This window comes from Actinoplanes subglobosus (assembly GCF_042650585.1).
GTDB classification, from domain to species: Bacteria; Actinomycetota; Actinomycetes; order Mycobacteriales; family Micromonosporaceae; genus Actinoplanes; species Actinoplanes subglobosus.
In genome coordinates, this window is record NZ_JBHSBL010000002.1 from 65314 (window position 1) to 88296 (window position 22983).

Annotated in this window: 19 protein-coding genes; 8 read left to right on the top strand and 11 right to left on the bottom strand. The window is 69.5% G+C overall.

Annotation, left to right across the window (positions count from 1 at the left end; all coding sequences use genetic code 11):
* Position 1 precedes the first annotated feature (1 nt).
* The 3 genes from ACFO0C_RS00855 to ACFO0C_RS00865 form a co-directional block, all read right to left on the bottom strand.
* Positions 2-595 carry a hypothetical protein gene (locus ACFO0C_RS00855; protein WP_378064471.1) on the bottom strand — a complete coding sequence of 198 codons (594 nt, stop codon included), beginning with the start codon at positions 593-595 and terminating at the stop codon, positions 2-4.
* Positions 596-669: 74 nt separating this feature from the next.
* Positions 670-870 carry a hypothetical protein gene (locus ACFO0C_RS00860; RefSeq protein ID WP_378064472.1) on the bottom strand — a complete coding sequence of 67 codons (201 nt, stop codon included), beginning with the start codon at positions 868-870 and terminating at the stop codon, positions 670-672.
* Positions 871-927: 57 nt separating this feature from the next.
* Positions 928-1395: a MarR family winged helix-turn-helix transcriptional regulator gene (locus tag ACFO0C_RS00865; protein ID WP_378064473.1), complete on the bottom strand. Its 468-nt coding sequence runs from the start codon at positions 1393-1395 to the stop codon at positions 928-930.
* Between the two features lie 82 nt (positions 1396-1477).
* Here ACFO0C_RS00865 and ACFO0C_RS00870 point away from each other — a divergent pair, with 82 nt between their 5' ends.
* Complete coding sequence (locus tag ACFO0C_RS00870; RefSeq protein ID WP_378064474.1) at positions 1478-1939, top strand: ester cyclase; 462 nt, start codon at positions 1478-1480, stop codon at positions 1937-1939.
* Positions 1940-1955: 16 nt separating this feature from the next.
* Here ACFO0C_RS00870 and ACFO0C_RS00875 read toward each other — a convergent pair whose 3' ends face one another.
* On the bottom strand, positions 1956-2336 hold the full coding sequence (locus ACFO0C_RS00875) for a PPOX class F420-dependent oxidoreductase (RefSeq protein ID WP_378064475.1): 381 nt from the start codon (positions 2334-2336) through the stop codon (positions 1956-1958).
* A gap of 183 nt (positions 2337-2519) precedes the next feature.
* Here ACFO0C_RS00875 and ACFO0C_RS00880 point away from each other — a divergent pair, with 183 nt between their 5' ends.
* Together ACFO0C_RS00880 and ACFO0C_RS00885 are read left to right on the top strand one after the other, a co-directional pair.
* Positions 2520-3146: a ClpP family protease gene (locus ACFO0C_RS00880; RefSeq protein WP_378064476.1), complete on the top strand. Its 627-nt coding sequence runs from the start codon at positions 2520-2522 to the stop codon at positions 3144-3146.
* Complete coding sequence (locus ACFO0C_RS00885) at positions 3143-3757, top strand: ClpP family protease (RefSeq protein ID WP_378064477.1); 615 nt, start codon at positions 3143-3145, stop codon at positions 3755-3757. The genes ACFO0C_RS00880 and ACFO0C_RS00885 overlap by 4 nt, the downstream gene beginning before the upstream one ends.
* Here ACFO0C_RS00885 and ACFO0C_RS00890 read toward each other — a convergent pair whose 3' ends face one another.
* Together ACFO0C_RS00890 and ACFO0C_RS00895 are read right to left on the bottom strand one after the other, a co-directional pair.
* The gene (locus tag ACFO0C_RS00890) at positions 3758-4111 is read right to left on the bottom strand and encodes a helix-turn-helix domain-containing protein (protein WP_378064478.1); all 354 of its coding nucleotides are present in this window, start codon (positions 4109-4111) and stop codon (positions 3758-3760) included.
* Between the two features lie 87 nt (positions 4112-4198).
* Positions 4199-9754 (bottom strand): hypothetical protein, encoded by a 5556-nt coding sequence (locus ACFO0C_RS00895; RefSeq protein WP_378064479.1) that lies wholly within the window; start codon positions 9752-9754, stop codon positions 4199-4201.
* On the opposite strand from ACFO0C_RS00895, the gene ACFO0C_RS00900 reads away from it, so the two are divergent.
* On the top strand, positions 9731-10651 hold the full coding sequence (locus tag ACFO0C_RS00900; RefSeq protein ID WP_378064480.1) for an alpha/beta fold hydrolase: 921 nt from the start codon (positions 9731-9733) through the stop codon (positions 10649-10651). The two genes, ACFO0C_RS00895 and ACFO0C_RS00900, sit on opposite strands and share 24 nt — an antisense overlap.
* Positions 10652-10720: 69 nt before the next feature.
* Here ACFO0C_RS00900 and ACFO0C_RS00905 read toward each other — a convergent pair whose 3' ends face one another.
* Both ACFO0C_RS00905 and ACFO0C_RS00910 read right to left on the bottom strand, forming a co-directional pair.
* Positions 10721-11077 carry a hypothetical protein gene (locus tag ACFO0C_RS00905; RefSeq protein ID WP_378064481.1) on the bottom strand — a complete coding sequence of 119 codons (357 nt, stop codon included), beginning with the start codon at positions 11075-11077 and terminating at the stop codon, positions 10721-10723.
* 100 nt (positions 11078-11177) lie between these two features.
* Complete coding sequence (locus tag ACFO0C_RS00910; protein WP_378064482.1) at positions 11178-11420, bottom strand: hypothetical protein; 243 nt, start codon at positions 11418-11420, stop codon at positions 11178-11180.
* Between the two features lie 89 nt (positions 11421-11509).
* Here ACFO0C_RS00910 and ACFO0C_RS00915 point away from each other — a divergent pair, with 89 nt between their 5' ends.
* Positions 11510-12394: a hypothetical protein gene (locus tag ACFO0C_RS00915; protein ID WP_378064483.1), complete on the top strand. Its 885-nt coding sequence runs from the start codon at positions 11510-11512 to the stop codon at positions 12392-12394.
* Between the two features lie 130 nt (positions 12395-12524).
* On the opposite strand, the gene ACFO0C_RS00920 is transcribed toward ACFO0C_RS00915, so the two are convergent.
* On the bottom strand, positions 12525-12986 hold the full coding sequence (locus ACFO0C_RS00920) for a hypothetical protein (RefSeq protein ID WP_378064484.1): 462 nt from the start codon (positions 12984-12986) through the stop codon (positions 12525-12527).
* Between the two features lie 157 nt (positions 12987-13143).
* Positions 13144-14352: a multidrug effflux MFS transporter gene (locus ACFO0C_RS00925; protein ID WP_378064485.1), complete on the bottom strand. Its 1209-nt coding sequence runs from the start codon at positions 14350-14352 to the stop codon at positions 13144-13146.
* A gap of 184 nt (positions 14353-14536) precedes the next feature.
* Between ACFO0C_RS00925 and ACFO0C_RS00930 the strand changes: the two genes are divergently transcribed.
* Positions 14537-15466 (top strand): MBL fold metallo-hydrolase, encoded by a 930-nt coding sequence (locus ACFO0C_RS00930; RefSeq protein ID WP_378064486.1) that lies wholly within the window; start codon positions 14537-14539, stop codon positions 15464-15466.
* Positions 15463-15996: a cupin domain-containing protein gene (locus ACFO0C_RS00935; protein WP_378064487.1), complete on the top strand. Its 534-nt coding sequence runs from the start codon at positions 15463-15465 to the stop codon at positions 15994-15996. Before ACFO0C_RS00930 ends, ACFO0C_RS00935 begins: the two co-directional genes overlap by 4 nt.
* A gap of 164 nt (positions 15997-16160) precedes the next feature.
* On the opposite strand, the gene ACFO0C_RS00940 is transcribed toward ACFO0C_RS00935, so the two are convergent.
* Complete coding sequence (locus ACFO0C_RS00940) at positions 16161-21476, bottom strand: CHAT domain-containing protein (RefSeq protein WP_378064488.1); 5316 nt, start codon at positions 21474-21476, stop codon at positions 16161-16163.
* Between the two features lie 67 nt (positions 21477-21543).
* On the opposite strand from ACFO0C_RS00940, the gene ACFO0C_RS00945 reads away from it, so the two are divergent.
* A complete protein-coding gene (locus ACFO0C_RS00945) occupies positions 21544-22911 on the top strand; it encodes an esterase/lipase family protein (RefSeq protein ID WP_378064489.1) in 1368 nt (455 codons plus the stop codon).
* Positions 22912-22983 lie beyond the last annotated feature (72 nt).

Consider the following 22983-nt stretch of genomic DNA (forward strand, 5'->3'; position numbering starts at 1 on the left):
GCTACGGCTCCTGGCAGGTCCAGGTCACCGTGCCGCTGATGGCGGCGCCGGGCAGGCCGCCCTCGCCGGTCTTCGCCAGTTTCGTGAATGTCCAGGTGCCGCCGCCCTTGCCGTCGGTGGTCGCCTTGCTGGCGGTGCTGTCCGGCCAGGTGCCGTAGATGGAGTTGTCGATCGCGATGCTCGGGCGCGAGCCGGGCGCGACCAGCTGATCCTTGGGGTAGGTGCCGGGGCCGGTGTAGTCGGCGATCCACAGCTCCATGGTGATCTCGTGACCGTCGACCGGGCCGTCGAGCAGACCGGCTGCCAGGTACTGCTTCTCGGCGGTGCCCTCGGCGTACTCCGCACAGGTCTTGAGGAAGTGTGGGCCGCCGGACGGGGCGAGCGCGGTCGTCGTACCCCTGAATTCGACGGCGCCGGTGATGTCGAAGTCGAGGGTGACCTCGGGGCCGAGGCTGGCCTCCCCCTCGTCGGAGATCTCGCTGCCGCGGGGGCCGGTGTCCGGGATCGGGCCGGCCTCCGCGGTGCCGCACGCGGTGAGGCTCGCGAGCGCGATGGCGGTGATCAGGGCCGAGGCGGTGCGTCGGGCGCTGAGCATGTTGTCTCTCCTTGACTGACCTGTGCGGACAGCATGAAGAGACCCGCCAAAGAATCACCAAAGGGCCGCGGCAACTACCACAGGCTCGCTGTGGTCGCTCCCTCGAGATCCTCGATGCGCGTGCTGAGGGCGACCATCAGGTCCTTGACGCCGCCGTCGAAACAACCGTCCAACCAGTCCTCCTCGATCCAGACCGACTCCTCGCGAAGGATCTGGGCCCGCTGGGCGGGGGTGACAGTCGAGACGTCGGCAATGGGTTGTGGCTGTTCAGTCATGGAGGGGATTCCAGCACAGGGGTCTGACATTTTCGTCCGGCCTCGACGCCGGTGCCCCTATTTCGCTTGCAACCGCTCCGCCTGCCGGCTGCCGACCTCGGTGGTTCGCAGCAGGTAGCGCTCGATCACCGCGAGTTCCGCATCGGTGAAGTCCTGGAGTGCCTCGGCGAAGGCGTTGCCGGGCTCGTCCCAGGCCGTCTCCAGTTGCCCGTCACGCTGTGTGGTCAGCGAGACCAGGGCCTTCCTGCGGTCCTGCGGGTCCGGCCGTCTCTCGACGAGGTTGGCCCGCTCCAGCCGATCGACCAGGCGGGTGGCCGAGCCCGAGGTGAGACCGGTCAGCTTGGCGATCTCACCGGTGGTGAGCGGTTCCGGTTCGAGGTCGAGCAGGCTCAGGCACTGCAGATCCGTCGGGTGCAGCCCGAGCCGGTCGGCGAGGGCCTGGTTGAACAGGGTGTAGGCGGCGTGGTGCCGCCGGGCGGCGGTGGTGACGGCCGAAAGCAGTTCGGTGCGGCTGCTGTTTGACACCGCTCGACCTCCCTCAATAAGTTACCTGCGCCACGCAGATAATGCGTGACGCAGGTAAACCCTATGCCGATAGGAGATCATTGTGAACACCTCGTCTGCCGCCCGGCTCCGCGACCTCTACGACCGCTGGGCCGAGATGTGGCGCGGCGACTTCAGTCATGCCGACGAGATCCTCGACCCCGGCCTCATCGTGCACCAGGCGCGGCCGGACGGCACCGACTCCACCGCGACGACCGGCCCCGCACGACTGCTCCCCGAGATCGAGCAGACCATGGCGGCGTTCAGCGAGATCAGCATCTCCGTCGATGTCGGACCGATCGTCGAGGGAGATCTGATCTCGGCGCGGTGGACCATGCGCGCCACGTTCGCCGGAGGCCTGCCGCACGCGACGGCGCCGATCGGCACCCGGATCGCGTTCAGCGGCCACGACATCCTGCGCGTGGCCGGCGGCAGGTTCGTCGAGTTCTGGACCTGCACCGATGTCCTCGATGGCCTCGCCCAGCTCGGAGCGATCGCCGGGCCCAACGGGCCGGGCCAGCGGTGATCCGCGACCCGATGCCTCAGACGGTGATGACGATGCCGACGCCCGCTGGACGCTTGATCCGCAGGAGCCGGGCGATCGTGCCGCCGATGCGGGCGGTGATGTAGCGGGACTCCAGGAGACGGCGTGCGTTCTCGGTCTCCGACGGCGGCAGGAGCGTGGCGGTGCCGCGGACCGGGCGGGCGTCCGGGGCGACCTTGCCACGGATGTCACAGGCGACCAGCTCCACCTGGGGGTTCCGGCGGATGCGCTTGACCTTCCAGGCGTCGGCGGCCGACACGGTGGTCACCGTGTCGCCGTCGGCGACGTGCCAGACGGGGGTCGACACCGGAGTGCCGTCCTTGCGGTAGGTGATGAGGTTGACCTGCTTGCTGGCGGCGATGTCCGCGGGGACCGTCATGGAGAGTCCTGTCGATGGTGAGTGACGTCGTGGGCAGGTCCATACCTACCGCACCGTTGTTAAGACGGGCGCCGGCGGGCCGTACCGATCACCTATCTGCTGACCGCAGATCGGCTTGGCCCGCGGCTGTGGCCGCGGTGAAGGTGGAGACGGCACGCAGGGCCGAGCCGGAGGAGAGAAGCCATGCAACCATTCACTGCCGCGGCGGCGGGCGGGACCGGGTCCGTCGACGACCAGCTGTCCGTCCAGCTGCTGCACCAGCGCATCATCGTGCTCGGATCCGAGGTCGACGACCCGATCGCCAACCGGATCTGTGGGCAGCTGCTGCTGTTGTCCGCGGAGGATCCGCTGAGCACGATCAACCTGTACATCAACTCGCCGGGCGGTTCGGTCACCGCCGGGCTGGCCATCTACGACACCATGCGGCTGATCCCGAACGACGTCAGCACGCTGGCGCTCGGGCTGGCCGGGAGCATGGGGCAGTTCCTGCTCACCGCCGGCACGCCCGGCAAGCGGTTCGCGTTGCCGCACGCCCAGATCCTGATGCACCAGGGTTCGGCCGGGTTCGGCGGCACCGCGGCGGACGTGGAGATCTACGCCAACCAGCTGGAGCGGCTCGGACGGACGCTGCTGCGGCTGACCGCCGAGCACACCGGGCAGCCGATCGACACGGTCGAACGCGACAGCCGGCGGGACCGCTGGTTCACCGCCGACGAAGCCTTGGAGTACGGCCTCATCGACCGGGTCCTCGACAGTGTCGACGACGTCCGCCCCGACATGTCACGCCAGCCGATGGGACTCAGCGCATGAGCCACTACACGATCCCGACCGTCGTGGAGAAGACGCCGAGCGGGGAACGCGCCTTCGACATCTACTCCCGGCTGCTATCGGACCGGATCATCTTCCTCGGCACCGAGATCGACGACGGGGTCGCCAACGTGGTGATCGCCCAGCTGATCCACCTGGAGTCCAGCGGGGAGCAGGAGATCGGGCTGTACATCAACTCCCCCGGTGGCTCGTTCAGCGCACTGACGGCGATCTACGACACGATGCACTTCATCCGCTGCGACATCGCCACCACCTGCGTCGGGCAGGCGTCGTCGGCGTCCGCGGCGCTGCTGGCGGCCGGCACACCGGGTAAGAGGTCGGTGCTGCGGCACGCGAAGGTCACCCTGCACCAGCCGTCCGGCCAGGCTCGTGGCACGCTGCCGGACCTGGCCGTGGAGGCCAAGGAGGTGGCCAAGGTGCGGGCCGAGATGGATCAGATCCTGGCCGAGCACACCGGTCATTCGATCGCGAGGATCCGGGAGGACACCGACCGCCGGATGACCCTGTCGGCGCCGGAGGCTGTCGCCTACGGCATCGCCGATCGGGTCATCACCCGGCGCGAGCCACGCGGTTACCGGCTCAACGCCGCCTGATCAGGCGGCCAGCAGGACGACGTCGCCAGGACGGTTGCCGCGCGGTGCGGGTGCCGCGCGGCGCAGCCTGGCCATGTCCAGCCGCAGGACCGGGGCGCGGTGCACGGTGAGGTCGCGCCCCACCTCGGCCAGCAGGTCGGCCAGCCCGATGCCGAGGGAGTCGCAGACCGCGGCGACGATCTCGGAGCTGGCCTCCTTACGGCCGCGCTCGACCTCGGACAGGTACTGCACCGAGACGCAGGCGTCCCGGGCGACCTCGGCCAGGGTCCGCTCCTGCTCCAGCCGGCGGCGCCGCAGCACCTCACCGAGCAGGGTACGCAGGAGCGGTCGGGGGTGCTGCGTCTCGTCTGCCATGCGACGACGGTAGTGACCCAACGCCGCCGCCGACACCTGATCCGGCCTCGTTCTGCCAGCAGCGTAGGAACTGCCCGGGCTGTATGGTCACGAGGCGTTTCGCGCCGTGCGGAGGAACTCGTCGGCGAGTCCGCCGATGGCCTCCGGGTCGAGGCGGCGCAGTTGCCCGATGCAGGTCTGCCACTGGCCGGTCTGCAATGCGGCGGCCACCAGGCGCGCCGCCGTCGCGGGCTCGACGTGGCCGGCCAGGGTGGTCAGGAGGTCAGCCCGGCGCTTCGGATCGTAGACGGCGCGGGCTGCTTGTTCGGCCGCCGCGACGATGGGCGTGGCCGCCGCGGCACCGTGCGCCCGGGTCGCGTCCTGAACGAGGTCTATCAGCAGTTCGGCCCGCAGCTCCGGCTGGCGGATGGCGTCCGCGACGGTGGCCGCTTCCTCGCGCAGTCCGGCGTCGAGCAGCGCGTCCGCCAGGGTGCGGGAGACCGCGGCCTGCCGCGCGGTGTCGGAGATGTCGCCGGCGGCGGCGATGGCCTCGAAGGCGAATTCCGAGGCACCGGACGCCATCGCCCTGATGTAGACGGCTGAGATCCGGGCGCGCATGTCCCGGCTTTCGATCTCCCGGACCACCCGGATCGCCTCGTCACGACGGCCGTCGGCGTTCAGTGCCCGGGCCAGTTCGGCCAGGTTCCGATCCCGGTCAGCGGAGTCCGCGACGGCGGCCGTCGTCTGCAGGGCCCTGGCGGTGTCTCCGGCGAACGCCCACGTCCGGGCCAGATCCAACAGCACCTTCGAGCGATCCCCCACCGGTAGGGAGAGGTGGACGATCTCCTGGGTGACCGACGACGCCTGCGGGATGTCGCCGCGGGCAGCCAGCGCCTTCACCAGTCCGACCAGTGCGTACGCCCGCTCCTTCGGCGACTGCACGGCCTCGGCCGCCGTGCGCACCGCGTCGGTGAGGTCAGCACCGAGCGCGAGCATGACGGCGGCGAGCGTCGTCGCACGCCTCGCCGCGCTGACGATCGCCCCGGAGACCTTGAGCGCCCGGTTCCGGTCGCCCGCCACGGCCAGGGCCTCCGCCAGTTCGCCGCGGGCCCGGTCTCGGCTCAGGTCGACCAGGTTCCCGAGCCGATCGCGCCGTCGGCCACCGGTCGCGGGCGGCGTCGTGTCGTCGGCGATGAGGGACGCGGCGTCGATCGCCCTGGTACCGGCGTCAGCGATGCGGCTGTGGTCGCCCGCCGCCGCGAGAACCCGGATCAGACCCGCCAGATACAGCACCCGTTCGGTCGGTTCGCGGATCGAACCGCTGCGGCTCAGGGTGTGCTCGGCGACCGCGTCGTAGCTTTCCAGCAGCACCGACGCCAAGGCCCCGAGGGAGTGCTCGCGGTCCTCGATCGCCTCGGCCGCGATCGTACGCAGTACATAGGAGGCCACCGGCGCGAAGTGTGCCACGGTGACCTGGGCCTCGACGACCTCGGTCAGCAACCGCCTGCGCAGCGCCGGCGTCGGCACGACTCTCGCCGTTGCCAGGGCACGGGCGTGCTCATCCAGCGCGAGCATCAGCCTGGCCAGTTCCGCGAGGACCCGGCCGCGGTTGGTTTCGGCCGTGATCCGGTGTGCTTCGGCGAGCGCCTGGGTGCAGACGTCGACGGCCCAGTCGCGATCGACCGGGATCAGCGGCCGGACGAGGGCGGTCAGCGCCTCGGCCCGGGTGACGACGTCCTTGATGCCGGTTGCGACCGACAGCGCCCGGTCGTGCCGCCGTTCGGCGGCGAGCCGGCGCGCCAGGTCGCCGAGCACGATGCCGCGGTCCCGCTCACCGGGGATCCGCCCGGCGATGTCGACGGCCTCGTCCAGGCGCCGGGCGTCGGCCACCACCGTGGCGAGGGAGCTCAGGACGCGGCCTCGCACGGCTGGATCCTCGGCCGTGGTGGAGAGGGTTCGGGCGCCCGCGTAGTCCGAAGCGGTGGCGGCCTCGATGACGAGCAGTGTCAGGGTCTGCTCCTGGACGTCGCGGTCCTCGATCTCGTGAATCAGCGTGGTCGCCAGCTCCCGGCGCTCGGCGGGGAGTGCGGCGGCCACAGCGGCCAGCGCCCTGTCCCGTTTGCCGCTCTGCCGGACCGATCGTGCGGCCTCGACGGCGCTGTCGAATCTTCCGGTGCGGGCCAGCGTGCGGGCCCGGGAGACCTCCTCGTCGTCCTGGACGACCGGCCCGGCGGAGCGGCGCCAGACGAGACTGGGAGTATCCAGGGCCGCCGTGCGTTCCGTGTCGCTGGCCAGTTCGGCGGCCAGCAGGGCGCGGTTGACGTTCTGCGATTCGAGCGCGCCGACCGCGTGTGCGGCTGCCTCCGCACGGGTTGCCAGGTCGCGAGCGTCGGTCGGGCGGCCGGCGGCGAAGACAGCACGGGCGAGGGCAGCCAGCAGGTTGGCGCGGGTCCGGGGATCTGGCAGTTCTTCGATCGTCCCGGTGGTCCGGCGGATGGTGACCGCGGTCCCATGGTGATCGCCGGCCGCTGCCTTGGCCCGTGCCAGCGCGGTCTCGGCATGGATCTTCATCACCCGGTCGGGGATGTCACCCGCCAAGGTCTCGGCCCGGCTGAGGTCACCGGCGTTGATCAGCGCGTCGACCACCGATTTCAAGGCCCGTGCCCGGGGCTGTCCCTGCCGGATATCCTCAGCGGCCTCCCGGGCCTGCTCCCTGGCGTCCTCGGCACGCCGGTGATGGCCGGCCGCGTCCAGTGCCCCGGCCGCTGCCACCAGGGCAGGCACCCGCTGCGCGACCGGAATGCCGCGGGCGGCGTCGAAGGCGGTCGCGGCAACCTGCGCGGCCTTACCCGGTTGGCCGGCGGCTACGAGCGCATGCGCCAGGTCAGCCAACGCCCAGGTACGCCGGTAGTGGTTTCCGTAGCTGTCGATCGCCTTCGAGTCGTCTAGAGCCCTCCGGATGACCATCGGCGCCCTGCTGTCGCCCAGCGCCGACAGTACGGGAATCAGGGCTGTCAGGATTCCTATCCGGCCGTGTGGCGCGAGGCCATCGGCGACGGCCAGTGCCTCGCCGGCGAACCTGGCGGCTTTCCTGCCGGGAAGGGCGGCCGCGAAGCGAGCCTGGACCATGCCCCGCCCCTCCATATTGGCGGTGCCTCGGGTGAGCGCCGTCGCGGCGTGCACCAGGTCGGCCGGCAGGTCCGCCGTGATCGCCACCGAGACCGCCGCGCGGACCTCAGGGTCGGTGATCGCGGCGACGAACGAAGCCGCGCGGTCCCGCTCGCCCGAGGTCGACAGGGCGTGCGCCAGGCGGACCAGCGCCTGCTGCCGGGCCTCGGGGTTCGCCGTGTCCGCGAGCAGCGTCCGTGCCCGGTCCGCCTCGCCGACCAGGCCGAGCGTCTCCACCAGGTCCGGATACAGATCCACGCGGACCTTCGGATTGTCGATCGCCCGGATCGTGCTCGTGGCCTGGATCGCGGCGGCGACGCGACGGTCGCCGGTGGATACCCGGGCCAGCTCCATCAGGGCGCAGGTCTGGGCGTGCGGATCGGCGATGCCACGGACCAGCGCGTCGCTGCGCTCCGGACGCCCCAGCCGCGTCCACAGCGCGGGCAGGGTTGCCGGGATGTGGGCGTTGCGACCGGTCAGCGCGCTGCAGTGCACCGCGAGCCGGGCGATGGCCACCAGATCTGGCACATCGGCGGCGGCGAACGCGTCCTGGGTGGTCGCGATCTCGAACAGTGCCGTGCTGTCACCACCGCTGAGGTCGAGCATACGGTCGTGCCGCCGGACGTCGGTCGCGAGCGCGAGCATGCGGGCACGGTCGCCGGTCGCCCGTAGCAACTGGAAGTAGCCGCGCAGTAGGTACTCGGGCGTAGTCTCCGGCCACGCCTTCCGGCGGTAGTCGTCGGCCCAGAGGTGCAGGCGCTCCCGGTGGCGGGCGAGTTCCTTCTCGCCGAGGCGTTCCACCGCGAGCCGCTGGATCTGCTCGTGGCCGAGTACGTAGACCTCGGGTCCGATGTCCGGCTGCCAATGGCTGAGGCGGGTGTCGAATGAGCGCCCCGCCACGGTGTGCAGGCGACTCTCGATGTCCCAGCTGTTGCCACCGCCCAGCTCGATCAGGTCGCGGACGCTCAGGCCGCCGCCCGCCGCCGTGATCAGGCCGAGCAGTGCGCTGTCAGCGCTCAGCAGACGGTCGAGCTCGCGCATCATCTCGTTCTGCGCGGCATCGGCGTGATCAGAATGGGTGAGCTCGCGGACGATCCCGTCGTTCCTCAGCGGATGGCCCTCCGGCACATCCTGCGGGATCGGCGGGTTCGGGCGGCTGGACACGATCACCCGTACATCCGGGGGCAGTCGCTCGGGCAGCACGGCGGCGATGCTGTGTCCCCGGCCGTCCGACGTCACTCCTCGGTCCTCGTCGAGGCCGTCCACCAGGAGCACCAGGCGCCGGCCCTGCGCCCGGACGTGCTCTGCGGCCCGTGTGAGCACCGCCCGGAAGTAGAGGTCCTGGGTGGCCTCGCTCATCGTCGGGACCGGCTCGCTCATCAGCTCCGCGAGCTGGGTGACCACCAACTCGGTGAAGGCGGCACGGTTGTCCTGGCCCGCGTAGCGCGCGGTGATGAAGAACGACACGATCTGCACGCCGTCCGGCGGGTTCAGCACGAACGTCGACATGAGCGCCGACTTGCCCGCCCAGGCCGGCGCCCGCCACCAGACGTACGGTCCGCGGTCGTCGGCGGTGCAGAAGTCGGCCAGCTCGGTCAGCTCGGCCTCCCGGTCGAACAGGTCCTCGGGGGCGATGAGGCGCACCTGGTCCACGTAGGTCACGCGCACCGTCGGCCGTGGCGCCTGCCAGATCACGTTGCGTGCCCACCACAGACCGGCCTCCCGGGTGAACGAGCCACCGTCCACGGAGACGAATTGCGGCTGCTGATCGGGGGCCGCCTCCTTCAGCGCGGCATGCAGGTCGGCCGACCCGATCATCTGGCCCGCGGACGGGACACCACGGCAGAGGGTCTCGATCATCGCGGCGGTGGCTCGGCCGCCGTACGCCGGTCGGGTGGCGCTCGAGGTCAGCATCTCGATCCGCCGCTTGTGGCGGCCCAGCCCGACCTGTTTCCATGCCGCGACCTGGCCTGCGGCGGCCCCGGCATCGCAGGTGTCGAGCAGGACCAGCAGGCCCTCGACACCGGGGTGGTCACGCAGGTGTTCCTTCAACGTCTGGGACAGGTGAAGGTCCTGCTGCTGGCTGCCTTCGGCGGCGGCGTCCCGGGGGAAGTAGTAGAAGTCGTCGTCGATCGCCAGGCCGTGCCCGAGAAAAGCGAGCAGCAGCGTGGCCCCGTCACCGTCGTCGGCGGCCCGGAACGCGGCTGACACGGCTGCACGTACCTCTGAAACCGTGGGATCGCAGAGCAGGCCGTCACCGACGGCGGGCAGGCAGGCACCGAGCTCGGGGGCCATCAGGACGTCCCGGAGCTGTGCGGCGCGGCTCGGCAGGAAGCTCAGCTCCCGGTCCTTGCCCAGCACAGCACACTGCGAACCGATCACCAGGACCAGTCGCCGTGTTCGCTGCGTGTCCATACGGTCACCATTAGACCGGACACCATCAAGCCGCGACACTCCACCGAGGAGCTCACCTTGGCCGTCATCGTGCTCGTCCACGGCATCGCCCAGGAGCAGAAGTCCGCTGACACCCTGGTCGGCGAGTGGACCGACGACCTCATCGGCGGTGTGCGCAACGCCGGCCACGACGATCTCGCCGATCGGCTCCGGCGACGCGCCGTGGACGATCCGGACCTCATCCGGATGGCCTTCTACGGCAACGTGTTCCTGCGTCCCGACCAGCAGGGCGGAGCCTCTGGTGAACTGGACTCAGGACAGCGGGAGCTCGCCGAGGAACTGGCCACTGAATTCCTGCACAATGCGTCCGAGTCCACCCGGCCGCGTGACGCGGGCAACGCAACGCTGGCGCTGCGCGCGCTGGAGCACGGGCCCGGGGACCGGCAGGGTGTGGGGGCCGTCGCCGGGCGCGCCGTCGCCGCCCTCGACGGCATCCCCTGGTTGAGCCGGGCCGGCATGCATCTCGGGAAAGTCAACAGGATCGTCAGCCAGGCGGTGCGCTACCTGACCGAACCGCCGGTACGCGACGCCGCCATCGCCTCCGTCCTCAAGCATCTCGGTCCGGAGACGAGGGTCGTGGTGGCGCACAGCCTCGGGTCGGTCGTCGCCTATGAGGCCTTGCGCGAGCGCCCCCAGCAGCTACCCCTCTTCCTCACCCTGGGCAGCCCGCTGGGGCTCAACGCGGTCGTACGCAACCTGCGCCAGCCGCCGGCCTTCCCGACAGGCGTGCTCCGCTGGACGAACCTCGCCGGCCGCAACGACGTGGTGGCCGCGCGGCCCCAGCTGACCAGGATCTTCGATTGGGGCAGGCCTGCGGGCGCTCACTTCGAGAGCACCTACACCGTCGACAACGGTGCCGAACCGCACACCGCCGACTTCTACCTCACGAAGACGACCGCCGGTGCGGCGATCGCCGAGAGACTAGGCGCGGTCGTGTAGTCAGGTCTTGCATCCGGCACGGACCGCCGCCAGCGCTCGTCCAGCCCACCACCCGCTGTGGGCATCGTGTCAGGTACGGCAGGTGAAGAGGAGTGGGGCGATGCCGCAGCAGGAGACGACGAACAAGACGCTGAACGCGGCAATCGTGCGGATGGCCGTGTCGGCCCGGCTGACCTCGTCGAACCCGATGGCCTGTTCCACGACCGTGGCAATGATCCAGACGAGTACGAGACACGGCAGGTAGATGTCCCAGGACGAGTCACGGAAGGCGCTGAAGTCGCCGTTACCGCCGGCGATGTACTGGGGGCACTCTTTCAACTCGGTGGCCGGATCGAGTATCAGGAGCAGGCCACCGAGGAGCAGGCCGCCGATGCTGACCGACCACAGCCCACGAAACGGCGACAGATGTGCATGATCATTACTCACGGGCGCCACCATACGAAGCGTCCGCGAGGATGCCTCGCCGATGGCATGGACGGGCCGGGGAGCGTCGCCCTTTCCTGAAGCCGGTCCGGAGCGTGTGGCGTCAGCCGAATCGCTCGACGGGCAGTGAGACGCGCATGTGCTCGATATGGATCGTGTCTCGCGGCAGCGGATCGAGTGCCACCACCTGCAAGGTCACGTCGTCGTCAGCGGTGAGCTCCAACATCCCGGTCTCCAGGAGCTTCTTCCGGTGACCGTGGTCGATGTGCACGTTGCAACGCCAGACTCCGTCGCCGTCGCGCCAGACGACGACCTCAACATCTTCGTTGTCGACATCTCGAGGCATGGCGGGAAGCGTAGTACTCCGCCCGGGCATCCGACCTTGGCCTGGTCGTCTTCTCAGGAACGCGACCGGGATGCCGAAGGGCAGGGGCTGTGAGCAAGCCTTCACGCTGGTTGATGATCGTGGTGGTCGCTGCCGTGGCGGCTTCCGGTGGGGCGGTCTGGGGCGCGCGCCGAGGCCGGGCCGCGACCCTGCCGGCTGTCGCACCGCCGCGACCGGAACCGGTCATGCCGTCGGCGCCTGCCCCGATGGCCCGGCCGCCGGTGCGGGCCGACGGTCTCGCACGCGCGGGCACGCCACGGCGCTCCGCCGTCGTCACCGTGGCCCTTCTGGCCGTCGTGGTCCTGGCTGGTGTTCTCGTGACGGTCCTCGACCGGCCCGCGAAGGTCGATCCAGTGCCCCAGGCCGCTGCCGTGGTGCCGAACGCCTCCGCGTGGACGACGCCCGATCTCACCATGCCGGCCACGATGCCGCCGACACCTCCCGACTTCGCCGGACCCACCACCGCGCCGACCACGATGCCGCCGGCACCCGTGCCGGTCGGTGGTGTGCTCCCGCCCGACGGCTCCGTCGTCATGCGCGGCGACAACGGTGAGGAGATGATCCTCGCGGTTGTTCGTATCGACAACCCGGCGCCGTCCGTCGACATGGACAACCCGAGCGCCCCGGAGATTCCGCTCCGGCTCGGCTACCGCCTGGTGGCCGTCCACGTGCGGATCGACAACACCGGTGGCGTCCCGTTTCTCACCGACATCGAGAAGCACGCCTGGCTGGTCGACAAGAAGGGTCGCACCTACCCGCGCAACGTGGAGATGACCGATGCACGCCAGCTGCATCCCGCCTCGCCTCTCACTCCGGAGGCGTCGAACGGGCGCGTCATCGTCTTCGAGATCAAGGGCAGCGTGGACATCACTCGATTTTGCCTGAGTCTCCACCCGGGCGTAGCCAAACAGACCCAGGAATGGCGCCTCACCTGATCACGATCGTGTCAGGCATGCCGTGCTGAACGCAATAGAACTAATTCATTTCTATTCTCGGGGCGCAAAAACGGTGAGACGGAACCGGCGGCGGGACGTCAGCCCCGCCGCCGGTCAGATCATTGGTCGATCAGCAGATGAACCAGGCGCCCCAGCCGGGGCCGAAGTTACGGGTCGAGCACCAGACGTTGCCCGAAGCCGCAACGTAGACGCTCACCCCACGCCGGCCGTCGTTGGAGTAGTAGGCCGACCAGGTGTCGTCGGCCCGGCCGTTGTTCGGCATCTGCACCCAGCTGCCGGATCCCGGCCACGCGTGCCAGATGGCCCGACCAGGAGAGATGCCGAAGCACTCGTCAGCGGTGGTGTTGGCGTCCTCCCAGTCGACGACCAGGATCGACGATCCGTCCTTGAACGTGCCGGTGTAGCCGAAGCAGGTGGCGTCGTAGCTGCGGGTGCTGACGCCGCCGGACACCGGGATCTTGGTGACGGTGGGCGTCGGGCCCCCGACGGCCGGCCGAGGGTCGACCTTGTCGGCTGCCCGCGCCGTGGAACCGACCGCGAGCATTGCTCCGACCAGCGCCATCACTGACATGATTCGCAGGATGGAATTCTTCACACTGTTCCCCGTTTCCCCGTTTCTGTCGCCGCCGAATGCGATCGACGAACGTCACTGTAGTTCGCCAATCACGCGGTAGCTATCGATTAACGCCGATGTCAATTTGGCGACAGAATGAGCCCACGGGAAATGATCATTTCGGCAGTCGGCGGGCGGCCGTCCCGGCCAGCAGTGACGCCGCCGCCATCACGGCCGCCGGCACCACCGCCGAATCGGCGCCGCCGAGCCCGACCAGCGGTGACACCGCCGCACCGAGCGCGAACTGACCGAACCCGAGCACCGCGCTGCCGGTCCCGGCGACCTCACGCACCTCGGCCATCGCCAGCGCGGCCGAGTTGCCCATGATGCCGCCGTTCGCGGTCACCGCCACGAAGACGGCGACCGGAAACGTCCACACCGGCGCCCCGGCCACCGCCAGCACCAGGAACGACACCGTGGCCGCCACCTGCACGGCCAGGCACCAGCGGATCATCCGGGCCGGATCGACACGCCGCACCAGACGCCCGGCGACCGCACCCGCGCCGATCAGCCCGGCCGCGTTCACCCCGAACAGCACGCCATAGCCGATCTCGGACAGGCCCACCACGTTCTGGTAGAGGAACGGCGACGCCGCGATGTAGGCCATCATCACCGCGAAGGAGAACGCGAACACCGCCACCGGCGCCCGATATCCACGGCTGCCGGCCACGCTCCGCAGCGCGCCGGCGAACGACGCCGTTCCCCCGGCGGGCGTGTGCGTCTCCGGCACCACAGCGATCACCGCGACGAGCAGGGCCACGCTCAGCAGCGCGACCGCCCAAAGCATGCCGCGCCACCCGACCGGCCCGGCGAGCACACCACCGACGCTCGGCGCCAGCACCGGCGCGACCCCGCCGACGGTCAGCATCAGGGTGAACGCGCGCGCCGCAGCCCGCCCGGTGGCGAGATCGGCGATCACGGCCCGCCCGATCACCATGCCACCCGCGCCGGCCAGCCCCTGCACGAGCCGGGCCGCGACCAGCAGCGGCAGCGTCGGCGCCACCGCGCAGGCCACCCCGGCCACCACACTCACCACCACGCTGACGATCAACGGGTTGCGGCGCCCGAAGCGGTCCGACAGCGGGCCCATCACCAGCTGGCCTACGGCCATTCCGATCAAGAACGAGGTCAGAGTCAGCTGTACGCCACTCGCGTCCACACCGAGCTCGGAGCCGATCGCCGGGAACCCGGGCAGGTACAGATCGGTGGCCACCGGCGCGACAGCGGCCAGCGCGGCCAGCACGAGCAACAGCGGCCACCGGATCTCGCGGCCGGCCAGGACCGGGCCGGCGGGATCTTCGGTGGCGTTCGAGGGCGAGGTCACCGCCCGAGCCAATCGGCCCGGCCGTCCATCCGGAACGTCTGGTTTCGGTATGCCAGCGATCGGTGCTGGCGATGGCTGCGATGGTTGTCGTGGGGCGGCCGGTGGTGCCCAATGAGGTGCGGGCGCTCGGGTCCCGTACCCGATGATCCCGCTCTTGATCTGGTCTTTGGTTGAAGGAGGAAACGTGACCTGGGACGACGGCACGCCGTATGTGGATCGGCTCACCGAGGGCGTGTACGCCTACATCCAGCCCGACGGCGGCTGGATGGTGAACAACTGCGGTGTGATCGTCGACGGTGCCGGCTCGGCGATCCTGGTCGACACCACCTCGACCGAGCGTCGTAACCGGGCCGTCCTCGCCGAGGTCGCGAAGGTCAGCAGCGGTGCCCCGCGCGCGGTGGTGAACACCCACCACCATCCCGACCACACGTACGGCAATGGCTTCCTGCCTGCCGAGACGCTGGTCATCGGGCACGAGAAGTGCCGCGACGAGGTGCTGGCCGCCGGGCTGGAGGCGACCAAGGTGATCACCGCGCCCGACTACGGCGACCTGAAGCTGCGGCCGCCGGAGATGACGTTCAGCGACCGGATGACGCTGCACCTGGACGGGTTCGGCGTGGAGTTGCGGCACGCGGGCCGGGCCCACACCAGCAACGACGTGCTCGTGTGGCTGCCCGAGCAGAGCATCCTGTTCGCCGGTGACCTGGCGTTCGCCGGCGGCCAGCCGTTCCTGCTGGAGGGTTCGGTCGCCGGATTCCAGCAGGCGATCGCCCGGATGCGGGCGCTGAACCCGTCGATCCTGGTGCCCGGGCACGGCCCGGTCGTCCGCGACGAGCAGGTGACCCGCCTGCTCGACGACCTCGACGGCTACGTCTCCTACGTGGCCGAGGTCGCCGCGTCCTCACACGCGGCCGGCCTGTCGCCGCTGGAGGCGGCGGTCAAGCACCGGGACAACCCGTACCGGGCGTGGGCGGAGACCGAACGGTTCGTCGGGAACCTGCACCGGGCGTACTCGGAGCTGGCCGGCAACCCGATCGACACCCGCCTGACCGTCCCGTCGGTGTGGCCGGACATGGTCGCCTTCCACGGCGGCCCGATCGCGTGTCACGCATGAGCGCGCCGCGCCGGATCGTCACCGGCCACACCCCGGACGGCGTCTCCGTGGTCGTCTCGGACGGGCCGGTTCCGGTGAGCCGCGAGTTGCCGGACGACGGGGTGGCGTTCCACGAGATCTGGAACACCGAGGGCGCACCGGCCCGGATCGTCGCCGTCGAAGCCGACGAGCCGACCGCGCGGACCCTGGCGGTGCCGCCTCCGCCACGCGGCACGAAGATCCGGATCAACGAGTTCCGGCCCGGCCACCTCGACGAGCGTGGCCTGCAGTCGCCGGTGCACCGGACCGCGTCGATCGACTACGGCATCGTGCTGGAGGGCGAGATCACCCTGGTCCTGGACGATTCCGAGGTGGTGCTGCGCGCCGGTGACGTGGTGGTGCAGCGCGGAACCGATCATGCGTGGGCCAACCGCGGAACGGTCCCGGCGAAGGTGGTGTTCGTACTGGTCGACGGCGAGTTCGACGACGATCTGGTCGCGACGCTGCCCGGTGGTCTGGCGGGTCTGATGCACGGCGGCCCGCGCGACTAACTTGAGTTGAACGGCCAGCCCGACGTCACGGTCCCCGGGCTGGCCACCCCGGCACGGCGGCGAGTTCAGCTTCGGCAAACCAGCCAGGTGGGTCAACCTGCCGCGGCAGCCGCAGTCGAACATTGAGGGCATCGTCATCCGACTAACCATCGGCCGGACGCTAGTCACGACCCTATGTGGATGAAGGAGCGCCAGTAGAGTCCCGCGAATCGGCGATCACGTAAACGGCGTGCGGCCGTGTGCAGCGCCTCGGCCGCTTTGCTCGCGTCGATGCCGTTCGGGCCAATCATGCTCGCATAGGTCAGTCTGCTCATCCTCACGGCGAAAACGTCGCTGACCGGCCCGAGCGCCGCAATCACCCGCCTGAATCCGGCATAGTGCAACGCGGTGGCAACGGTGAGCAACTCGTCGGGAAGGCGGACGCCACCGACTGCGGTGTTGTCCGCCGAAAGGAACGCCAATTCTCCACCCGCGACGGCCACCTGCAGATCGGAGACGGTGACGGTGGCGTCGGACAGGAAGATGCCGCTGTGGTAGGGGTCGGCCGGGTCAGCCAACCCGTGCCCGCTGAAATGCACATACTGGTGGCGGGTAACGCTGTCCAGGAACGCTGCTCTGGTCGCTGCCTCGCCGGTAAGCGCGGTGAGCCGGTCGCCCAGCAGGCGAGTGAGGTCCTCCAGCTCCCTAGCCACGCCTGGTAAGGGATGTTGACCGTGCGGACCTGCCACGCCGACGAACAGAACTTTGTCCGCGTCGGGCTCCGTTGGGACGTCCCGCCGAGCGTTCAGGAGGGCCTGCAGCGTCGGTGTGTAGGAGGAGATCACCCGGTCGATAACTGAAGCGCCGGGAACGCTGTGGTCGCCGGCGCTGTGCACGGGAAATGACGCGAGTGGGCCGGTGGCGCACCACCAGACACGGGGCCAGTTGCCCTCGGCGGGCTGTCCAGTAAAGCCGAGGTGGTCGAGGATCCGCTCGGCGAAGGTATCCCACATCCATCGCGAGAACGCGGGCCAGCCGGACTCCTCTGTAGTGAGATGCGCTTCAATCGCCTCCCGATCAAGGTCAGGCAGGCACACAGCCTCGACGCGAGACTCGGTGACTATCAGGGCATCGCTACGACGATCGCTGACATTAATCATGATCACCGGGCCCGAGCCGCCAGCCGCCATGAACTGCTCCGGAAGGTGCGGGCGCAGGAACTGCTCGAAGCCGGGCAGTTCCCGGACCTGGACGACCAGGTCGTCCCATTCCCGGACGAGCAACATGCGGCGGTCGACGTCCGTGCCCGGCTCTCCGCGTACCTCCAGTGCCGCAGAAATGGTCCCCAATCGTGCGGCCAGGTCAGGCGCGATCGCCTCTACTTCCGACAATTCGGTACGTCCGAGCCGCGCGGACCATTGCACGCCTCGGCCCTGTTCGAGGAAGGTGACCGCCAGCGAGGGATCGCCGGCATCCAGTGCCGCAGCCGCGGCGCTGGAGGCGAGGTTGCTCCACATCCACAGGCTGCGATGGAGTTCGAACCGATCGAGGGCCCGCCAGGCCACCTGGGGAAGGAGCTCCATGGCGGCGCCGTACCCGCTCAGCGCCACCGGAAGGCGTCCGAGCTCATGCGCAAACTGTCCCATTGCTGCGCCCGCCGTCATCCGCGTGGTCAACGGGGCGGCTGGAGCATGGACAGCCTCGGACAGCACGCGGAGAGCCTCGTCCGCCCGGGCGGGATCCCCAGCGGTGTGAAAAGCGCGTCTAAGGGATTCCGCGAGTTGAAGCAGGTAATCGGCCCGCCGCGAATGGCCTGGATCGAGGCCCAGGACGGCTTCGCGCCCGAGGGCGACGGCGCCCTCGAGGTCATTTCGGTCACCAGACCGATCGAAGCGGTGGCGTAGAGAAGCGCCGAAGTCCCCCAGGTAACGGGGCCGGACAGCGGAGCCCATCGGCGTCATCTCGACCGTACGCCGCATGGCGTCCACTGCCGCACTCAGGTCGGCTTCGTCCTCGGTAATCGCGGCGAGTTCGCCAAGGGCACGGCCAAGATCGAAGAAACGCGCGGCAGTGGGCTCCGCGGCGACCGCGTGGCGGAGCAGTCGAATCGAGTCGTGCAGGTCATTCATTTCGTGGTGATACCGATAGCGGGACAGGAGTGCCATCCCGAGGTCACCCAGACGACCGGGGTCGGATCCCGGGCCATGGTTGGCCTCACGGAGAAGGTCCACGGAGTCGTTCAGGTCGCGTGGGTGCCCTTCCGCCTCATAGCGCCGGAGCAGGACCGATGCGAGGAAAGCCAGACACTGCCCTCGGCCGTCGGATCCGGACTCAGCGGCAGACAGAGCGACCCTGCCCATCTGGACGGCCCCCACGAGATCCCCGGTGTCTCCGAAGCTGTCGAATCGGGCGGCAAGCGCACGGCCCAGGATCACGGCGCGGGCCGCGAAAGACGGATCATCTCGGGATGTCGCATCGAGTGATTGCTGACCCATCGCGACGGCCTCGTTCACGTCATCCAGAGCCCCGACATGCTCGAGTCGGACCTGCAGCAGCCCGCTCAGCCGGGACAACAGATTGCCGCGGGACTCGTGTCCGGGCGGGGTGAGGTCGATCGCCTCGCGAGCCGCCTCCACGGCAGCGTCTAGGTCGCCGACCTGGCCTGAAGCCTTGAAGCTCGCCAGGTACGCGAGGCTGAGAGCCTGAAGATAATCGGGCAGGAGAGCGTGGTTCGTCCGAGTGAGGATCACCGCCCTTCGGAGTACGGCTATGGACTCGGCGAGGTCTGCCAGCTGCCCGGTGTCGTCGAATCTCGTAACCAGGAGCCGGCCCAGCTCCACCATGAAGGCGGCGGAATCACCATCCGTGGCCGGAGCGGGGCCGGTCGCAGCCTCACGCATCACCACGATTGCACTGTCCAGGTCACTGGCCGATCCCGAAACCGAAAAGCTCAGGCGCCAAGCCCGGCCCAGGCGCGCGAGGTGCTCCGCACTGGGACCTGCCACCGCAACGACCTCACGGGCCAGTTCCAGACCTTCATCGAGATCCTCCTGGGCTCCGAAGCCCTCATACCGTCGCAGCAACAGGTCCGATCCGTCGGCCAGCGATTGCTCCCGGAGGGGGTGACCGGCTGGCAGTGTGGCGATCATCTGCCGGGCCAGGCCCAACCTGCGGTCGAGATCTTCCGGTTCGATGCTCGGACCGAACCGGTCGGCGTACGGCTGAGCAGCGCGAAGCGCCTCAAAATACCGACGGCTGTCTTTCGCCCCGCCAATTGCGGCGACCAGGATCCGCTGAGCCCGGTAGAGATCTGTCACCAGGCCGGTGCGTTCGTAGACAGCAAGGGCCGCCACGCTGAGCCGGTCCGGGTCGAGCACCGCGAAGCAGCCGGGTTCGTTGATCAGTTCCCCTTCGACTGCTCCCGCGAGCGCATGCTCGGCCAGATGCCGGACGACGTACGGTGGGGCCAAATCCCAATGCCGGGTGCCGTCGGCCTCGGCCGGAACCTCACTGATCAGCGCACGGCCGATCGCTGCGTGTGCGGCCCCGTCGTCCCTACCGCGCCGGAAGTACTCGACGAGCGTCTGGTGATAGAGCCGGTACACCGTCTCCCCGTCCGTGCCGGACTGGGTGACGTACGCCCCAGCGCGCTCGAGCAGCCGCACGAGATCCGAATCGAGGTACCGGCCCGCACTCCCCGGCAGTGCGTTGGCCAGCGACAACCAGATCGCCCGGCGGGGAAGTCCGACGCCCTCCGCCCAGCAGAGCGCGCCGAGCAGATCGCGGACCAGCTGCTCGTCGTAGCCGTACCTGGCTAGGTCGGCGTCCAATGCCTCGTGCAGGTCCCGGGAAAGCATCGCGGCGACCACGGGATCGTCCGGATCCTGCTGGCCGGGCTGCCCGGCCAGCATGCGGGTCGAGATCCGGGCCACGAAGAAATTCCCCTGGCTCTGCTCGGTGACCAGGGAGCTAAGCCGTTCCACTCGCTCCCGGGTGGCGTCGTCGCCGGTGCGGTACGGCGACGAGGGCAGGGTCAGCAGCCGGTGCCGGGCGTACTCATGTACCTCGGCTGTTGCACCGAAGTCGTTCAGATCGAGCGTCACGACGGCCCGTGCGGAGCCGAGCGCCCGCAGCAGCGGGCCCTGCCGGAAACCCTCCAGTGGGGTGCCCCGCTCATCGCCGGCTAGGTCCCTGCGGGTTCCCACGATCACCCTGACACCGGGGACGTCGGCAAGGGCAGCCAGCAGGTCACGGGCGATCGCTAGGGCATCGATCGGACGCGCCTCGTCCAGTGCGTCGAGCAGGAGGGTGACCGGCCGCCCGAGTTGAGCGACCTGCTCCACGAACTCCCGGGCGCCGCTCCAGCCTATGGGCGGTGCGGGAACGCCCAGCGCCGTGGCGAACCCCTCGATGCAGCTGACCATCGACCGGCCCTTGGCGTGCACACCGGCGTCGATCGACTCCGCCAGCGGGATCGTGTCGGCTGGGCCGACCCGGGACGCAGCGGCCACGTCCCGGCGAACCGACGAGACCGACAATGCGATCGTGCGGCCGAGGATGGCGGATTTTCCGGAGCCGGGCGGCCCGGTGACGACGAGCAGGCCGGTGCCGACGGCCAGCCATCTGGTCAGCAGGCGCAGGGGGCCGTGGCGCCCGGTGAAGTACCAGCCGGGGTCGGTGATGTTGTCGATGCCGCGGAACTTGAGCAGAAAGTGGTCGTCGAGGTCTGTGGTGGACACCGCCAGCCGTTCGCCGTCGACGTCCGGCGCATTGGTGCGATAGCGGGGATTCGGGATCCGGATGTCACCGCCGTGAGGACTGACGCCATCGGCCATGAACTGGGGGGATTGCTGGATGGCGGCGTTCTCGACCGCCTTACGCAGGGCCGCGACGAGTTCCGCCGGGGTGAAGTCACGCTGCTGGTCGCCCCAGAAGCCAGGCGGTGGCCCGTCCCGCAGAATGCGCAGCAATGCCGGGCCGAACACCTGCTCCTGCGCCTCCTGGTGGTAGTCCGCCGAGGAGATGACGGCTATCGCGCCGCGCGGGCGCCCGTCTGGACGTTCCAGGTTCTGTGCCTGCGCAACGAAACTGTTGACGATCTCGCGGTATCCGCCGCCGCTGAAGCATGCGTCGAGCAGCACCACGATCTCGTCGGCGTCGCAGCGGGCCAGGACGGAGCCCAGCGTCTCGACCGAGATGGCGGTTGCCGGGTCGACCCAGCTCGGGTCGGTGTCGCTGGCCATCAGCATGAACTTCGCCGAGGGCAGCTGTTTGCCGTGCCCAGTCCAGTACAGCACCAGCGTCTTCGTTCGGGGTGGACTCCACGCCTTGAGCCAGCCCTGCAGCTCGGCGAGGGTGCCGTCACGGACCGCGGGCGCGGGCGTGGGTTCGAATCCGACCCTCCGTAGCTCCTCGGCGACGGCTCGGACCTGCTCGCCAGCGGTCACCAGTTCATCCAGGAAGTCCTGTTTGGCAATCACGACTGTCACGAGGAGATCCATGTTCGACCTTCGCCGGGTGGAGTGGTGTCCACACACGTTAGCCGGATGAGCAAGTACGGTTGAGGGTGTGCCGGATCTGATCGTCATCGTGCCGGGGATCATGGGGAGCGTGCTTTCCGCGGGCGGGCGGAACCTGTGGGACACGTCCGTCGGTGTCGCCTCAGGTGCCCTGCCGGTCGTCAGCCGGCGGCTCGCCGAACTAACCTTGCCCGACCGGCTCGGCGACGAGGCTCCGGACGGGCCGGTCCAGGTTACAGCCACCAGTCTGGTGAACGGCTGGCAGATCTGGCCAAGTTTCTGGACCGGGGCCGGATACGGCGGTCTGATCAAGGACTTCCGGAGTCGAGTCGGCAACAGCGACCGCATGCGCCTCTTCCCGTACGACTGGCGGCTCTCGAACCGCTACACCGCCCGTCGCCTGAGCGCATTCGTCGACACGGAGCTCCGCGCGTGGCGCGAGCGCAGCGGCGACCACGCAGCGCAGGTCGTCCTCATCGCTCACTCGATGGGCGGGCTGGTCTCCCGGTACTACCTGGAGGTCCTGGGTGGCCGGGAGCGGGTACGGCGGCTGGTCACCCTCGGTACCCCATACAGCGGGTCAGTCAAGGCCATCCAGCAGCTGACCGGCCGGGTCCCGTGGGCGCTCGGCCCGTGGCAGGAGCCGCTGACGCTGGCCGCCCGGTCGATGCCCGCGCTCTGGCAGTTGCTGCCGACCTACCGATGCGTGACAGCAACAGGCGATCCCGTGCGCCTCGACGAGACGACTGTGCCCGGACTCGACTGGGACCAGCTCACCGACGCCCTGCGGTTCCATGCCGAGATCGCGGAGGCGCTAGCCGCCAACGGCACGCCGGCCTACACCCATGAGGTGGTGATCGGCGACGGCCAGAAGACCCCGCAGAGCATCACAGTGAACGGCCCGGCGATCAGCTACCACCACGAGCAGCGTGGAACAGATCACCTCGGTGACGGCACGGTCCCCCGGTTCTCCGCCGCGCCGCCGGAGTGGGACGACGATGCCCGCGGCCGGGCTGTGGTCTGCCGACACGGGTCCCTGCCCAACCACCGACAGATCCGTGACCAGTTGTGGAACATCGCGAACGCGTTGAACCTGGGCGCGATACTCGCACCGCCGGTCGAACTGGCGCTGGACGTGCCCGAGGTGATCCCGGCTGAGCAGCCGCTGCCGGTGCACCTGAACGCTAACCGCACCAACGCCCGCATCGCTGTAAGGCTGCGCGACCCTGAGACAGGCAAGCTGACGGCGGAGCGGGTCCTGCACGCCGACGGCATGGGTGGTTACTCGGGTCTCCTGCCAGTCACACCCGGCATCTGGGAGGTCGAGGCAACCGCGGTCGGCGAGCATCCGCAGGCGACGGTCCGCGAACTCGTCGTGGTCGTCGACCAGGCCGCAACAACCGGCACCGAGACCTGACGCTAGCGGTACCGTCCGGCCGGTTCCCCCCTAGACAAGAAGGTCATCAATCAAGGGCTGCCTTCATGGCCA

What these genes read in the sequence shown, in the direction of transcription:
- ACFO0C_RS00935 (WP_378064487.1), top strand. Translation starts at nt 15,463, where the DNA reads ATGAGCGCGCCGCGCCGGATCGTCACCGGCCACACCCCGGACGGCGTC.
- ACFO0C_RS00885 (WP_378064477.1), top strand. Translation starts at nt 3,143, where the DNA reads ATGAGCCACTACACGATCCCGACCGTCGTGGAGAAGACGCCGAGCGGG.
- ACFO0C_RS00940 (WP_378064488.1), bottom strand. Translation starts at nt 21,476, where the DNA reads ATGGATCTCCTCGTGACAGTCGTGATTGCCAAACAGGACTTCCTGGAT.
- ACFO0C_RS00860 (WP_378064472.1), bottom strand. Translation starts at nt 870, where the DNA reads ATGACTGAACAGCCACAACCCATTGCCGACGTCTCGACTGTCACCCCC.
- ACFO0C_RS00880 (WP_378064476.1), top strand. Translation starts at nt 2,520, where the DNA reads ATGCAACCATTCACTGCCGCGGCGGCGGGCGGGACCGGGTCCGTCGAC.
- ACFO0C_RS00910 (WP_378064482.1), bottom strand. Translation starts at nt 11,420, where the DNA reads ATGCCTCGAGATGTCGACAACGAAGATGTTGAGGTCGTCGTCTGGCGC.
- ACFO0C_RS00855 (WP_378064471.1), bottom strand. Translation starts at nt 595, where the DNA reads ATGCTCAGCGCCCGACGCACCGCCTCGGCCCTGATCACCGCCATCGCG.
- ACFO0C_RS00920 (WP_378064484.1), bottom strand. Translation starts at nt 12,986, where the DNA reads ATGTCAGTGATGGCGCTGGTCGGAGCAATGCTCGCGGTCGGTTCCACG.
- ACFO0C_RS00875 (WP_378064475.1), bottom strand. Translation starts at nt 2,336, where the DNA reads ATGACGGTCCCCGCGGACATCGCCGCCAGCAAGCAGGTCAACCTCATC.
- ACFO0C_RS00890 (WP_378064478.1), bottom strand. Translation starts at nt 4,111, where the DNA reads ATGGCAGACGAGACGCAGCACCCCCGACCGCTCCTGCGTACCCTGCTC.